12 protein-coding genes are annotated in these 14,141 nt (G+C 58.4%); 9 read left to right on the top strand and 3 right to left on the bottom strand.

The features are described from left to right. The first annotated feature begins 399 nt into the window (after nt 1–399). From hrpB to modB, 3 genes are all read left to right on the top strand, one after another. On the top strand, nt 400–2,985 hold the full coding sequence (gene hrpB / locus ACI48J_RS15645; protein ID WP_405079145.1) for an ATP-dependent helicase HrpB: 2,586 nt from the start codon (nt 400–402) through the stop codon (nt 2,983–2,985). A gap of 230 nt (nt 2,986–3,215) precedes the next feature. Then, nucleotides 3,216–4,040, top strand: coding sequence for a molybdate ABC transporter substrate-binding protein (gene modA, locus ACI48J_RS15640; protein ID WP_405083242.1), 825 nt, complete (start codon nt 3,216–3,218; stop codon nt 4,038–4,040). A gap of 2 nt (nt 4,041–4,042) precedes the next feature. Next, nucleotides 4,043–4,732 carry a molybdate ABC transporter permease subunit gene (modB, locus tag ACI48J_RS15635; protein WP_326052664.1) on the top strand — a complete coding sequence of 230 codons (690 nt, stop codon included), beginning with the start codon at nt 4,043–4,045 and terminating at the stop codon, nt 4,730–4,732. Nucleotides 4,733–4,789: 57 nt separating this feature from the next. On the opposite strand, the gene ACI48J_RS15630 is transcribed toward modB, so the two are convergent. Both ACI48J_RS15630 and helD read right to left on the bottom strand, forming a co-directional pair. Further along, on the bottom strand, nt 4,790–5,086 hold the full coding sequence (locus ACI48J_RS15630) for a DUF3817 domain-containing protein (RefSeq protein WP_016424041.1): 297 nt from the start codon (nt 5,084–5,086) through the stop codon (nt 4,790–4,792). A gap of 141 nt (nt 5,087–5,227) precedes the next feature. Next, nucleotides 5,228–7,657 (bottom strand): RNA polymerase recycling motor HelD, encoded by a 2,430-nt coding sequence (gene helD, locus ACI48J_RS15625; protein ID WP_405079144.1) that lies wholly within the window; start codon nt 7,655–7,657, stop codon nt 5,228–5,230. Nucleotides 7,658–8,022: 365 nt separating this feature from the next. On the opposite strand from helD, the gene ACI48J_RS15620 reads away from it, so the two are divergent. The 4 genes from ACI48J_RS15620 (at nt 8,023) to ACI48J_RS15605 (ending at nt 11,758) form a co-directional block, all read left to right on the top strand. Continuing rightward, nucleotides 8,023–9,543, top strand: a complete 1,521-nt coding sequence (locus ACI48J_RS15620; protein ID WP_405079142.1) for a serine hydrolase domain-containing protein — start codon at nt 8,023–8,025, stop codon at nt 9,541–9,543. A 125-nt stretch (nt 9,544–9,668) separates the two neighbouring features. Then, entirely contained in the window at nt 9,669–10,385 is a 717-nt protein-coding gene (locus ACI48J_RS15615) for a class I SAM-dependent methyltransferase (protein ID WP_405079140.1), read from the top strand. A 255-nt stretch (nt 10,386–10,640) separates the two neighbouring features. Continuing rightward, complete coding sequence (locus tag ACI48J_RS15610; protein WP_405079139.1) at nt 10,641–11,090, top strand: flavodoxin; 450 nt, start codon at nt 10,641–10,643, stop codon at nt 11,088–11,090. Further along, a complete protein-coding gene (locus ACI48J_RS15605) occupies nt 11,087–11,758 on the top strand; it encodes a hypothetical protein (protein ID WP_405079138.1) in 672 nt (223 codons plus the stop codon). Before ACI48J_RS15610 ends, ACI48J_RS15605 begins: the two co-directional genes overlap by 4 nt. Here ACI48J_RS15605 and ACI48J_RS15600 read toward each other — a convergent pair. Beyond that, nucleotides 11,745–12,335, bottom strand: coding sequence for a D-glycero-alpha-D-manno-heptose-1,7-bisphosphate 7-phosphatase (locus ACI48J_RS15600; protein WP_405079137.1), 591 nt, complete (start codon nt 12,333–12,335; stop codon nt 11,745–11,747). The two genes, ACI48J_RS15605 and ACI48J_RS15600, sit on opposite strands and share 14 nt — an antisense overlap. Before the next feature lie 200 nt (nt 12,336–12,535). Between ACI48J_RS15600 and ACI48J_RS15595 the strand changes: the two genes are divergently transcribed. Together ACI48J_RS15595 and ACI48J_RS15590 are read left to right on the top strand one after the other, a co-directional pair. Further along, nucleotides 12,536–13,081, top strand: a complete 546-nt coding sequence (locus tag ACI48J_RS15595) for a GNAT family N-acetyltransferase (protein WP_405079135.1) — start codon at nt 12,536–12,538, stop codon at nt 13,079–13,081. Nucleotides 13,082–13,213: 132 nt separating this feature from the next. Next, the gene (locus tag ACI48J_RS15590; RefSeq protein WP_405079134.1) at nt 13,214–14,140 is read left to right on the top strand and encodes a Ku protein; all 927 of its coding nucleotides are present in this window, start codon (nt 13,214–13,216) and stop codon (nt 14,138–14,140) included. Nucleotide 14,141 lies beyond the last annotated feature (1 nt).

The following is a 14,141-nucleotide window of genomic DNA, read 5'->3' as shown; positions in this document are numbered from 1 at the left end:
CGGGAAGCGGTCATTTGGTTTATGCTGTGAAAAGAACTTCCGGTCATTTGCTTTGCCGGAGTGAACCGGGTACAAGGGCCGGCCGCCAACGGAGCGGTTCTTTCGTGTTTTTGAAAAAGCGATCCGGCGTAAACCTGCAAGCCCGGCAGTACGGGGCCGGCCGGGGGCTTGGCCGCGAATGACCGATTCTGGCGTACAAAGGTTTTGCCTGCGGGATAAACGGCGCAGCCATTCGCTGATGCTGTCATGAAGACATGTCCTGGGTCGGATGAAGCCGTAACGTTTGGCGGGCTGCAAGGGTACGCGAAGAGCAGTTTTAGAATTCTTCTATGGGATAGAGCAAGGCATGATAAAAAAAGCAAACGTTGACTTTTGATGAATTAAACGGGGGTTACAGATATGAACGTACCGGTGGAGGCAGTGCTCCCGGAACTGCTGGATGTGCTGAGGCGGGAGCAGAACGCCGTCCTTATCGCCCCGCCAGGAGCGGGTAAAACGACACGTGTGCCGCTTGCTCTCCTCAAGGAGCCCTGGCTGGACGGTAAACGCATCTTGATGCTGGAGCCGCGGCGAATTGCGGCAAGGGCTGCCGCAGCTTATATGGCGTCCCTGCTGGGGGAAAAGACGGGCGAGACCGTCGGATACCGGATGCGCGCGGATACGAAGGTCGGGCCGAAGACACGCATCGAGGTCATTACGGAAGGAGTCCTTACCCGCATGCTTCAGCGCGATCCCTCTCTTGAAGGAGCGGGAATCGTGCTGTTCGACGAGTTTCACGAGCGGAATCTGGCGGCGGATCTGGGCCTGGCCCTTTGCCTGCAATCCCAGTCCCTGCTGCGGGAAGACCTGAAGCTTCTCGTTATGTCCGCAACTTTGGAAGGAGACGCTGTGGCGTCGCTCATGAACGGCGCTTCGGTCGTAACGAGCGAGGGCAGAATGTACCCGGTCGAAACCCGTTACAGACGGGAACCCGTAAAAGGGCCCGCGGCGGCGGCCGTCCTGGATACCGTTCTGCAAGCCTGGCGCGAGGAGGAAGGGGATCTGCTCGTGTTCTTGCCGGGAGCTCCCGAAATACGGCGGTTGGAAAAAGAACTCGCCGCCCGGCTGCCGGCCGGGCAGGCTCTTGTTGCGCCGCTGTACGGCAGTCTGACGCAGGAGCAGCAGGATCGCGCGATTATGCCGGACCCGCAGGGAAGGCGCAAAATCGTGCTGGCGACGACGATCGCAGAGACAAGCCTGACCGTCGAAGGCGTGCGCATCGTCGTTGACAGCGGCCTCGTGCGCGTTCCGCGCTTCTCGCCGCGCACGGGCATGAGCCGCCTGGAGACGACGGCGGTCTCCCGCGCCTCCGCGGATCAGCGGCGCGGCCGCGCCGGCCGCCTTGCGCCGGGTGTCTGCTACCGGCTGTGGACGGAGCAGGAAGAGAGGCGCCTGGCCCCTGCCGGACGGCCCGAAATCGCGGAGGCGGATCTGGCCCCGCTGGCGCTCGACCTCGCCGTGTGGGGTGCCCGGCCGGACGAGCTGGCCTGGCTCGACGCGCCGCCGGCGGCCGCTTACGCGCAGGCGTGCAGCCTGCTCCGCAGGCTCGGGGCGCTGAGCGAATCGGGCGCCGTCACGGCTTACGGCCGCAGGATCGCCGCGCTGGGCCTGCACCCGCGCCTGGCGCACATGGCGCTGCGGGCGCTTCCGCTGGGCGCGGGAGGGCTTGCCTGCGAGCTGGCGGCGCTGCTCGGCGAGCGCGACATTCTCCGCGGCACGCCGTCGGCCCGGGATGCGGACCTGCGGCTGCGTGCCGAGGCGCTGCGGGCCTACACCGGCCCGGGTCGCGGGACGAGGCGGACGCCGCACGACAGCGCCTCCGCCGGTACTGCCGCTGCGGAGCCGGAAGGCTTCGCGGACGTGTCTGCGCCGGGGAGCGCGGATGTCTCCGTGCTGCGCCGTCTCGTGAGCGAAGCGGCCCGCTGGAAGCGCGAGCTGGGCGTCCCGGAGGGCGAATCGGGCGGCACGGAACGGACGGGTCTGCTGCTCGCGTTCGCCTTCCCCGACCGCATTGCGGGACAGCGGTCGCCCGGACGGTTTACGCTCAGCAGCGGCAGAGGGGCCGTGCTGCCCGATATGCAGCGCCTCTCGACTGAGCCTTGGCTCGTTTGTGCCGATCTGGACGATCAGGGCGCGGAAAGCACCATTTATTTGGGAGCTCCCGTGCGGCGGGACGAGCTTGAAGAGCATTTTGCCCATGAAATCGTCGAGGAAATAGAGGTGAGCTGGGACCGGCAGGCTCAGGCTGTAAGGGCCCGGAAAAGAACGACGCTCGGCATGCTCGTCCTACGGGAGATTACTGTTGCCGCTCCGGACCCCGAACTTATGCGGGATGCCCTGCTTCAGGGGATCAGAAGCCAAGGGCTGGAAGTGCTGGGCTGGAGCAAACCGGCGAGGCAGCTGCGCGAGCGGTTGAGTTTTATGGCGCATTATGATGACCGGTGGCCGGATGTCTCGGACGAAGCTTTGCTTGCCGCTCTGGAGGAGTGGCTGGGTCCGCACGTGTACGGGATGAAAAGCCGGGGAGACCTCCAGCGTCTGAATCTGGCGGCTGTGCTGGAAGCGATGCTCACTTGGGAGCAGCGGAGGCTGCTGGATGAGCAGGCGCCGACCCATCTGACTGTGCCGAGCGGCTCCCGCATCCCGGTCGATTACAGTATGCCGGAGGCGCCGGCTCTGCATGTTCGGCTTCAGGAAATGTTCGGGCTCCAAGCTACGCCGGCCATCGGCGGCGGACGTGCGCCCTTGACCCTTCACCTGCTGTCTCCGGCACAGCGGCCGGTGCAGGTTACGCGCGATCTGGAGAGCTTTTGGAAAGAGGCTTATTTTGAAGTGAAAAAAGATCTCAAAGGCCGCTACCCGAAGCATTACTGGCCGGACGATCCGCTTGAAGCGGTTCCGACCAGCCGGGCGAAGCCGCGTAATAGTCCGAAGACGGACAAATAGGCGTAAAAGAGGTGCGTATATGAACGGATCGGCGACCATCCGGCTAATCCGGCACCACGAGCTGCACCGGCTTCTGGAGCCGGACCGGCAGCCGAATACGGAGGACTCGTCATTCCTCCGAGCGAGGACCTGGATTTGCCGATGACTCGGGGCGCCGGCTGACCGGAAGTCTCGACATCGAACCGTATACATTTTACGTATTGAAAAGAATGGGGGGTGTCGCTGTGCGTATGAAGCGGGTAGGGCAAGCGATTGCGGCAGGAGTCCTGCTCCTGGGACTCGCCGCATGCTCGGCCGGACAAACCGGCAGCCTGGACCGCAAACCGGACTCAAGCCGGGAAGCGAACGGGAAGGCGGCGGAACTGACAGTATCCGCAGCCGCCAGTCTCAAAGATGCGCTGGAGGAGATCGGCCGGCGTTACGAAAGCGCCGACAGCGGCGTGAAGCTGCTCTATAATTTCGGTTCTTCAGGCACTCTGCAAAAACAGATCGAGCAGGGAGCTCCCGCCGATCTCTTCATTTCGGCGGGGGTGCCGCAGATGAAGGCTCTGCTGGATAAGCAGCTTATCGACAAGGAACATTCGGGCGTTCTGCTGACCAATGAGCTGGTTTTGATCGTGCCGGGGGATTCGCGAGCAAGCATCGCCGGTCCGGAAGACCTTTTGAAAGAGCCGGTGAAGAAGATCGCGGTCGGGGAACCCAAAACGGTACCGGCGGGCAGTTACACGCAAGAAGTCTTGAACGGAGCCGGCGTCTGGGATAAGCTGCAGCCCAAAATCGTGTGGACCAAGGATGTCCGCCAAGTTCTGGCCTATGTGGAATCGGGAAATGCGGACGCGGGTTTCGTTTACAAAACGGATGCCCTGACTTCGGGCAAGGTGAAAACGGTGTATACGGCAAAAGAAGCGGCGGGAAGTGCGCCGATCGAATATCCGGCGGGAATCGTTTCGGGCACGAAGCAGGCAGAGGAAGCCCGGAAATTTTATGAGTATTTGTCCGGACCGGAAGCGCGGGATATTTTTACGAAATACGGCTTCGGCTTAAAAAGTCCCTGAACATGCCGGTGAATATGGAAATGTTCCTCTCTCCGGTATGGCTGTCGCTGAAAATCGCACTTCTGTCGGGGGTGCTCGCCTTCGTATTGGGTGTGTCGGCAGCCCGGCTCGTACATAAACGCCCGTTCAGGGGGAGAACTTTGCTGGAAACGGTCTTTATGCTGCCGCTTGTCCTGCCGCCTACCGTTATCGGCTTTCTGCTTCTGCTCGCTTTCGGCCGGAGAAGCTGGATCGGCCGTCTGGCGGAATGGCTCTGGGACCAGCCGGTCGTCTTCTCTTGGGGAGCGGGGGTCATCGCGGCGACGGTCGTCGCTTTTCCGCTTGTCTACCAATCGGCCAAAACGGGCTTCCAGACGATCGACCGGGATCTGGAAGGAGCCGCCCGGTCTATGGGAGCCGGCGAGCGGCAGGTTCTGTTCCACGTTACGCTGCCGCTTGCCGGTCCGGCGCTCGCGACCGCTTTTGTGCTCGGATTTGCCCGGGCGCTGGGGGAATTCGGGGCCACGATCATGATCGCGGGAAATATCCCGGGAAGGACCCAGACGGTGCCGACGGCCATTTACACAGCAGTCGATTCGGGGGACTATACGCTCGCCTGGTGCTGGACGGGGGCGATTGTTTCCTTTTCTTTTCTGCTCCTGCTTGCGGGCAACTTCCGCAGAAATCCGCCTGCCGGAAACTCCGCTCCATAAAAAAACCTGCCAAGGCATGAAGCCCGGCAGGTTTTTTGTCATTCTCTTTTTTACGAGTCAGGACCAGCCGTCCTTCTTTAAACGGGCGTCCAGCACGAAAGTGCCGAACGGCAGGAAGGAGGCCAGGATGGCGGTCAACACCTTGATAATCGACCAGCGGTGGACGAATGTGACGTGTGCGACGGCGAGCAGGAAGAGGACGAACAGCAGTCCGTGCAAGCCTCCTACGACCGTGACGGGCTGAGGGACATCCGCGAAATGCTTGAGCGGCATGGCGATGAACAGCAGCAGAAGGAATGAAATTCCTTCGAGAAAGCCGATCACGCGCAAGCGCCCGATGGGAGTGCTGAGCATGGTTAACATACACCGCCTGTGTAAGAAAAATAAGGAAGGGGAGAGGTCTCCCTTCCTTATTTTATCACAGTGCGAATCCTACTCTCAAACAAGCCTTCCGAGCCGGCTTCTCCGACCTGTCCGTTGGCCCAAATGCGGGGGTTATTCCACAGTCTCCACTGTATATACGGCCGGATCCAGCTCCGCGACGAACGGGGTCAGCGTTCCCGCGGAATAGAGCTGGAGCTTGTGCATGGCCCGCGTACAAGCCGTGTAAAACAGCTTCCGCTCGCTTTCGCGGCTGTAGGCGCCGGCGGAGGCATCGTAAATGAGAACGGAGTCGAATTCGACCCCCTTGGCGAGATAAGCCGGGATGACCATGACGCCTTTCTCGAACGATGGCGTATCCTTGCGGATGAGGCGGAGCTCATCCACGCCGTTCAGCGCTTCGAACGCGCGCTCGCTTTCGGCGGCGGTTTTGCAGATGACGCCGATGGACGCGCTGCCTTCCGCCTGCAGCGCCTTGATTTCCGCCGTCATCCGGCGAACGAGAGCATCCGCGTTCGCGCGCGTGCCTGTGCCCTTGCCCGCGCTCGTGAAAACAACGGGCTTGCCGCCTTCCCGGTCGAACGGCTCGATCAGGGCGCCGTCCTTCAGCATGCCGCGCGTGAACTCGACGATCTCCCTCGTCGACCGGTAGCTGCGGTGCAGCACGATCTGCTCGGTCTCACCGGGACCGTACAGGCCGGCAACCGGCGTGCTGCTTCCTTCCAGCGTCGTCGCCTGGGCGAACACGGCCTGGTTGAAATCTCCGAGCACGGTCATGCGGCAGCGCGGGAAAAGCCTTTTCAGAAATTCGAACTGAAAAGGGGAATAGTCCTGGGCTTCGTCGATCAGGACGTGCCGGACGACCGTGTTGGTCCGGAAGCCTTCGGTCAGTTCCTGCAGGTACAGGAACGGAGTCGCGTCTTCGTACGGCAGATCGCCCCGGTTCATCCGGTCCAGCGTGTACGCGCAGATTTCATCCCACCGGGCAGGAAGTCCGTCACGGTCATCGGCGTTCTCCCCGGGAACGAAGGTATCCGCCGCCGCAACCGCCCGGTGCAGGGACTGAAACAGCGGTTTGTTCTCGTACAGCTGCCGGTACAGGCCGGGAACATCGACGAAGCGGAGCCGCTTTACCCGCGTCCGCAGGGGCTTGAAATGCTCCCGGACGATCATTTTCCGCAGAAGCTGCTCTTCCACGTCCGCATCGTCGAAGCTTTCGGAGCGTCCCCGGCGTTTGCGCAGCTGGTTGTAGGCGAGCTGATACTGCTCTTTGTCGAGGAAATCGAGTTCGCCGCGGACCCAGTCTTCCTGCATCTCCCGCTCCTGATATGCCGCAAGCTCTTCCAGCAGCCATTCCTTCATAAGCTCGATGCGGTTGGCCAGACGGATCGAAGCATCGTAGGCGTAGAAGCGGTCCGATAAGGCTTGCCTGGACAGGATCACCCGATCCCGGAAAACGATGTCTTTGAACAGCATATGCTCTTTCAGAAGCCGGTCTTTATACGCTTGAATGACGTGCAGGAAGCGGGAGGAAGCCTTGTAGCGGATTCCGCTCACTCTTGCGGCATACCCGGGCGTCTCTTCGTCCGCCAGCACATATTCGATCTGATCGAACGGATCTTCGATGTCGAACCGTCTGCCGAGGCGGTGATGTAGATAATCCTGAAACGTCGTCTGCTGCATATTTTCCTCGCCAAGCTCGGGCAGAACGGTGGACACGTAGCTGTTGAAAAGCGGGTTGGGCGAAAACAGCACCATCTGGTCGGCGGTCAAGGTTTTCCGGTGTTTGTACAGCAGATAGGCGACACGCTGGAGAGCCGCGGACGTTTTGCCGCTGCCGGCCGCGCCTTGTACGATAAGCATCCGTGAGCTGTCGTTGCGGATAATGCGGTTCTGCTCCTTCTGGATGGTGGCGACAATCGTCTTCATCTGGGAGCCCGCTCCCTTGCTCAGCACCTGCTGGAGCAGCTCGTCGCCGATCATCATCCCCGTGTCGAACAGAAAGTGGATACGGCCGTCACGGATGATAAACTGGCGCTTGAGTTCGATTTCGCCCTCCACAAGGCCTCCGGGCGTATCGTATTCGCCCGGACCGGGCGCGTAGTCGTAATAAAGACTGGCGATGGGCGTCCGCCAATCGTAGACGAGGAAGGTTTCGCCGTCCTCATCGAGAAAAGAAGACACGCCGACGTATACGCGCTCGGTCCGGTCCGCGCCGTCTTCCTTAAAATCAATCCGCCCGAAATAAGGGGAGGGGAGAAGACGGTTCATCCGGTCGGCCAGCTTCTTGAGCTGACGGTGGGTTCTCTCTCTCTCGGATAAAACTTCGGCCTGCTGCCTCAGGCTAAGGTACGTATCCAGGACATCGTCGTCATGAGCCAGATTGACGGTCACTTCATCCCAAAAATGTTTGCGGATATCGACAACTTGAGACTTGAGCTGCCCGACATCGGGTTCGATTTTATCCAGCTGCTGCCGAAGTTTGGTTCTGACAAGATCGACCCTTTGCTGTTCATGCTGCCATTCTTCTTTGGAAACCGACACGAAAACCCCTCCTTAAACGTGAAAAAACAATCCGCATAAGCGGCAGTACAAAAAAGGTTGACAAAGCTGCGCTGAGATGATACGATAATATCAGATAAAAGCGCTCAATACTTTTAATTACTAGTATTGACAGCGGTTTTTTATTTTACCATTTCTATTTAACAAAATCAAACTTATTTTAAGCCGTCAGGATATCTGGCGGCTTTTTTGGTTTTTCAGAAAGTTCCGATGGAAGACGGAAGCCGCTCAGGTGACGATTTTGTAAGCCGGAAACGCGCGTTTTGCAAGGGAAATCGATGGGTCGCTTCTCCTTCTTGTCCTAAACTGGTTCTGTCAGCGGAAATGAGTATCCCGGAGGAGACTGGATGAGAATGAACCTAGGAGCTACAACCAAACTTGCAAAGAGCCGGAAAGAACGAACGAGAATAGGGGCGCGAGCCCTGCTTGCGGCGGCCGCAGCACTTCTTATTGCGCTGCCGGAACCCGCCGAAGCGGCGGGGAGCGTTGCCGGTAAGCCGGAGACCGCGGCGCGGATCGACGCTTACATGGAAGCAGCTATGAACAGGCTGCATATCCCCGGAGCGGCGCTCGGAATCGTTAAGAAGGACGATACCGTCTATCTTCAGGGCTACGGCACGAGCGGACCGGACGGCGAAAAAACGACCCCGCGGACCGCTTTTGTGCTGGGATCGACAAGCAAATCGATAACGGCTGCGGCCGTGATGCAGCTTGCGGAGCAAGGAAAGATCGATCTGGAAGCGCCGGTACGCCGCTATTTGCCGGACTTCAAGACGGCGGACCCGGAGCGGTCCGAACGGATACGGGTCAAGGATCTGCTTTACCAGACGAGCGGGTTTTCGAAATACGACGGTGTGGCCGCTCTGACGCAGGGGGATTCGACAATCGGAGCCCATATCGGCGCTTTAAGCAACATTTCGCTGGTCCGGGAACCCGGAACCGGTTTCGAATATTCGAACTTGAACTATAACGTGCTGGGCGGCCTGGTGGAGAAAGTATCGGGAACGTCCTACACAGCTTATGTAAAAGACTATCTATTCGAACCGCTCGAAATGAAGAACAGCCTCGGTTCGCCGCAAGAGGCGGGCGGGGCGGACATGGCGGCGGGGTATCAGTCGGTTTTCGGCTTCAAAGTTCCGACCCGGCAGCTTGCGCATACCGGCACGGTGCCTTCAGGCTATCTGATTTCCACGGCGGAAGATATGACCCATTATCTCAACGCGCAGATGAACGGGGGCCGTTACAAGGAGAAACCGGTCTGGAGCGAAAAGAGCAACGCGGCGCTTCACAAACCGGAAGCTTCCATGGGAGGCGGCGCTTCCTATGCGATGGGATGGACAGTCAAAAACGGGGTTCTCTTTCATGACGGGGCGACCGAAAACATGTATTCGTTTATGGTTATTCATGGGGACACGGGCATTATTCTGCTTCTCAACACGATGGATTATCTCGTGCCGTACGATCAGATCGTGATGGGGATATACGGGATTCTGAAGGAAGAAGACGCTCCCGTCGAGTCGCTGCCGAACTATATCCGGACGTATGCGCTTGCCGATATGGCGATGGCTGTCGTGCTTGCGCTTGCCGTCCGCAGTTTTTACACCCTGTTCCACAGGAAAAAACGCGTAAAGGCGACGGCCGGCCGCATAGCGCTCAGCGCAGCGGGGATTGCGGGGGTTCACCTGCTGCTCCCGGCTTGCATCCTGATGCTGCCCAAGCTGCTTCAAGCGCCTTGGCCGGTTTTGATGGTTTTCCTGCCGGGGCTGTCCCACGGACTGTATTTTATGGCGATCTTGCTGGTTTGTACCGGTTTGCTTAAGACCGCCGCTGTTGTCCGGGCGCTTCGGGCGAGGAAAATGGCGCAATAACGGACACCGGCCCCGGATTGACTTCCCGGACGAAGCCGCTCTCCTTCCGTTCCGCCGTTTAGACGCTTCAACCCGGCATTTTTTGGGGTAAGCATGGGTAGCGAAAAAGCGGAAGGATGATGAGCATGAATTCGGCACGCTTACAGCGTATCCGGCGCGAAGAGAAGGCGTATCACGAGCAGTATTTTGAAGAGCACGATTTGTACGAGAAAGACAGCTGGCTGGAAGAGCCGGATGAGCGGGTTCTGGAATATGTAGAGACGCTCCGGGACGGAAAACCGCTGCAGGTTCTTGATCTGGGGTGTGGGGTCGGACGAAATTCCATTCCGCTGGCCCGGAAGCTCCAGCCGACAGGCGGAAAAGTCGTTTGCGTGGATCTGCTGGACAAAGCGCTGGAGCAGCTTGAAGCAAACAGCGGCAAGTACGGCGTGAAAGAGGTCATCGAAACCGGGCGGGCGGACATCAGCGAATACGAAGTGCCGGAGAACACGTTCGATTATATCCTCGCGGCATCCAGTCTTGAGCATGTCCGTTCCGAATCCGCCCTGGATAAGGTCCTGGCAGGCCTTGCGGCGGGGACCAAGGACGGAGGCATCAACTTCATCCTCATGAATACGAACATAAGAGAAGTGGATGCGGAAACCGGCGAAGGGCGCGAAACACTGATCGAGCTGATTTTGACGAAAGAGCAGGCGCTCGAAAAACTCCGGCAGGCCTATTCCGGATGGGAGGAGCTTGATGTGTCCCATAAGCCGCTGGATATCGAAATCAACCGGGGCGAAACGCCCGTCATTATGAAAACGGACTGTTTAAGCTATGCGGTCCGGAAGCGGAAGCGGTGAGCGGGCCGTTAAACATTTTCGGCAATATAAAGCACCCTAGAGCCGCCAGCCGCCGGATAGGTGGATGGATAGGTGGATAAGCGAAGAGCCGCAGAGAAAACTGCGGTTCTTTTTGTTTTTTTGTTGAGAATAATTTTCAATTAGGGATTGAAAACGAAGCGGAGACCCTCTATACTAATTATGAAAATGATAATCATTATCAATTAAATGAGGCCAGTCATAATCATTTTACATAGATGGAGGGACGTGTGACGGATGAGCGCATTTATAGTCGTGTACGCGAGTTTAACGGGCAATACGGAGGAAATGGCGGACGCTGTGGTGGAAGGGATCAAACAGGCCGGCGGAACGGTGACGGTCAAGGATATTCTGGATGCCCGCGCGTCTGAACTGGGAGCCTACGACGGCATCGTGCTCGGAGCTTACACATGGGGAGACGGAGAGCTGCCCGACGAGTTTCTGGATTTTTACGAAGAGATGGATGAGTTGAGGCTGAACGGCAAAATCGGGGCGGTATTCGGCTCCTGCGATTCCAGTTACGCCCAGTACGGAGCGGCCGTCGATCTATTGACGGACAAGCTTCAATCCCTCGGCTGCGCGATGCAGGAAGGGCTGAAAATCGAGCTCTGCCCGTCGGCACCCGAACGCGAAGCGTGCAGAGAATTCGGACGGCAGGCGGTACTCCGCTTCCAGGGGGCCTTGTGAGCGGCGCGGCAGCGGCAGGCCGGATGGAGGACGGTCGGCTGGAGCAGTTTATCCGCTGCCCCGGCTGCTTCTATTCCGGCGGAAACTGTCAGGAGAGCGAGCCGTGGCGCGAGAGCGCGAGAACGGCGGCCGACCGGATCATCCGCGAGTTTTACGGCATCGACGCTTCCCGGCGGACGGCGGACATTATCCTGGAGCGGCTGGAAGTGTACCTGATCGGCCCGGAGGAGTCGGGGCTTGTCATGGAAGATTATTTGCGCATGAAGAAGAATCTGGCGAAATATTTGATTCTCGCCCTGTTCCAGGAAGAGAAGACCGACCCACCATTGTTCCTCTTCGAGACGCTGTCGGTACAGGTCGAAGAACTGGACCTGGAGATCGTCATGCACCTGCATGTAGGCGAATGGGCGAACGGGTCCTATACGCTGAAGCGGTACTATCTGGACGAGGACTGGTGCGTCGTGAAGGCGTACCTTCAGCTGTCGCTGGTTTTCGCCTACAAGGCGTTCGGCAGGCTGCCGGGCCAGATCGAAGCCTACAACCTGCTCACCGGCGAAGCTTACCGGATCCGGCCCAAATCGGACGATCTGCAGGCTTCGATGGATTTTCTGCGGCTGACGGATACGCTGATGCGCGAGCCCAAGCGCGGCCGGATTATGCTCGCCTAGCCGCTGCGCCGGTCTTGCCGCCGGCCGTCTCCACTTCCTGCCGCACAATGATCACCGCGGCTTCCAGCAGGGAAGAAGCCGCAAAATCCGCCCCGTCCGGCGAGGAGGCGGGCGCTCCGGCAGATTCCGCGCCGATCCGGATCGTGCGGGTTCCGGCGGCCCGGCCCGCCCCGATGTCGCTCTCGCTGTCCCCGATCGTGTAGCTCCGCGCGAGATCGATGCCGTGCTTGCGGGCCAGGTCGAGGAGCATGCCGGGCTTCGGCTTGCGGCAGCGGCAGCCTGCGGCCGGACGGTGCGGGCAGTAAGCGATATCGTCGATGACCGCGTCCTCTGCGGCCAGCAGCTTTTTCAGACGCCGGTGAATGGCCGCAAGCGTCTTCTCCGTCATAAATCCGAGTCCGATGCCGCCTTGGTTCGTGACGATGCATAGGAGAAACCCGGCCTCCTTCAAGCCTTTGACGGCTTCCGGCACGCCGGGCAGAAGATGCAGATCGGACGGTTTGTTGACGTGGCGCACCCTGCCGGACATCACCTCGTTCAGAACCCCGTCGCGATCCAGGAATACGGCTTTTTTCATCGTGAATCCCTCCTGAAGCAGTAACCGGGTGCATGAGTTATTTTTCCCGGCAGACTCTCTTAATTAGAATTGTACAGGAATTTTACCGGCCGCTCACCCCAAAAAACATCATGCCGACCCGTCGCCTTACGTCTAAGACCTGTGATAAACTGTTTTAACCGCAAATTTTTTTGCGAAAAACAGGATGATTGGAGACGAGCATGATTATCGCCGAACGGCCATTTAACGTGAACGGATTGTCGTATACGATCCGGTCGGCAGCTGCACAAGATGCGGAGCAGTTGTCTGGTTTAAGAGTGCAAATCGACGGGGAAACCGAAAATCTGGACCGGGAACCGGGTGAAGCGTTCATCGACGCGCCGGGCTTCGTCAAGCTGATTCAGGCGGACTCGGACAGCGCGGGAAACTTGTTTCTGGTCGCGGCCGTAGAGGACCGGATCGTCGGGTATTCCAGATGCCAAGGCAATGAACTGATCCGGTTTTCCCACAAAGTCGAATTCGGTGTCGGGGTGCTTAAGGAATTTTGGGGATACGGCATCGGAAAGCATCTTTTACAAACGTCGATCGACTGGGCGGATTCCATCGGAATGGCGAAAATGACGCTGACGGTTCTGGAAACGAACGAAAAAGCCGTTAGGCTGTATGAGAAGCTCGGTTTTGAAGTCGAAGGGGTTTTGAGAAAGGATAAACTACTTTCCGACGGAACCTATTACAGCACGCTCGTGATGGGCAGATTGAACGAATAATTCCTTATGCGGCGCAGGATGGGGTCAATGACCTCATCCTGTTTTTTCCGTCCGGCTCTTTGATTGATCCCCCGGGTCCGCGGTTAAATACAACACATACGCTTCTTTAAGCGAAACGGAGGGGATTGACACATGCAAACGATCTGGAAGGGCGCCATCAGCTTCGGTCTTGTCAACGTACCGGTTAAAATGTACACGGCTACACAGGACAACGACATTCCTATGAAAATGCTGCACAAAGAATATAATGTGCCTATCCATTACACCCGCACCTGTCCGAAATGCGAGAGCGAGGTGAATTGGAGCGAGATCGTCAAAGGCTACGAATATGAACCGGGCCATTTCGTCACGTTCGATAAGAAGGAGCTTGAAGGGCTCGCATCGGAGAAATCCCGGGAAATCCGGATTCTCGATTTTGTTCATCTGGAAGAAATCGACCCGATTTATTTTCAGAAAACGTACTATTTGGCGCCCGACGAAGCGGGAACCCACGCTTACAATCTGCTAGTGGCGGCACTGGAAGAAACGGAGAAAATCGGAATCGCGAACGTGACGATCCGTTCCAAAAGCAGTCTGGCCGCAATCCGGGTCATCGACGGGGTACTTTCCATGGTGACGATGTGGTACGCGGAGGAAATCCGGCCCAAGGAGCAGATCCCGAATTTGCCGGAAGAGACGGAAGCCGATGAGCGTGAGCTGGAGATGGCCAAAATGCTGATCGAGCAGCTCACCGGAGAGTTCAATCCCGATAAATATGAAGACGATTACCGCGAACGTCTGCTGGACGCGATCGAAGATAAAGTAGAGGGCAAGGAAGTGAAGCTGGCTCCGGAGGAGAAAAAGTCGAACGTCATCGATCTGATGGACGCCCTTCAAGCGAGCCTCAAGCAGATGAAAGACAAGCAGGGAGCGGCCGAAAGCGAGAAGAAAAAGACTTCCGGGTCAGCGGGACGCACGGGCTCGGGAGGACGGAAAAAGACGGAGGCATCACCGAAACCGTCCGCCAAAGGCAAGCCGAAAAGCCGCTCCAAGTCGGCGGCGAAAAAGACGGGGAGCTGAT

Origin of the sequence: Paenibacillus chitinolyticus (genome assembly GCF_045038035.1) — a bacterium.
Taxonomy (GTDB): domain Bacteria; phylum Bacillota; class Bacilli; order Paenibacillales; family NBRC-103111; genus Paenibacillus_F; species Paenibacillus_F chitinolyticus_A.
Note: the sequence above shows the minus strand (reverse complement) of the source record. Positions and strands in the feature narration are given on the sequence as shown.

What these genes read in the sequence shown, in the direction of transcription:
- ACI48J_RS15620 (WP_405079142.1), top strand. Translation starts at nt 8,023, where the DNA reads ATGAGAATGAACCTAGGAGCTACAACCAAACTTGCAAAGAGCCGGAAA.
- modB (WP_326052664.1), top strand. Translation starts at nt 4,043, where the DNA reads ATGCCGGTGAATATGGAAATGTTCCTCTCTCCGGTATGGCTGTCGCTG.
- ACI48J_RS15615 (WP_405079140.1), top strand. Translation starts at nt 9,669, where the DNA reads ATGAATTCGGCACGCTTACAGCGTATCCGGCGCGAAGAGAAGGCGTAT.
- hrpB (WP_405079145.1), top strand. Translation starts at nt 400, where the DNA reads ATGAACGTACCGGTGGAGGCAGTGCTCCCGGAACTGCTGGATGTGCTG.
- ACI48J_RS15600 (WP_405079137.1), bottom strand. Translation starts at nt 12,335, where the DNA reads ATGAAAAAAGCCGTATTCCTGGATCGCGACGGGGTTCTGAACGAGGTG.
- ACI48J_RS15630 (WP_016424041.1), bottom strand. Translation starts at nt 5,086, where the DNA reads ATGCTCAGCACTCCCATCGGGCGCTTGCGCGTGATCGGCTTTCTCGAA.
- ACI48J_RS15610 (WP_405079139.1), top strand. Translation starts at nt 10,641, where the DNA reads ATGAGCGCATTTATAGTCGTGTACGCGAGTTTAACGGGCAATACGGAG.
- ACI48J_RS15595 (WP_405079135.1), top strand. Translation starts at nt 12,536, where the DNA reads ATGATTATCGCCGAACGGCCATTTAACGTGAACGGATTGTCGTATACG.
- ACI48J_RS15590 (WP_405079134.1), top strand. Translation starts at nt 13,214, where the DNA reads ATGCAAACGATCTGGAAGGGCGCCATCAGCTTCGGTCTTGTCAACGTA.
- modA (WP_405083242.1), top strand. Translation starts at nt 3,216, where the DNA reads ATGAAGCGGGTAGGGCAAGCGATTGCGGCAGGAGTCCTGCTCCTGGGA.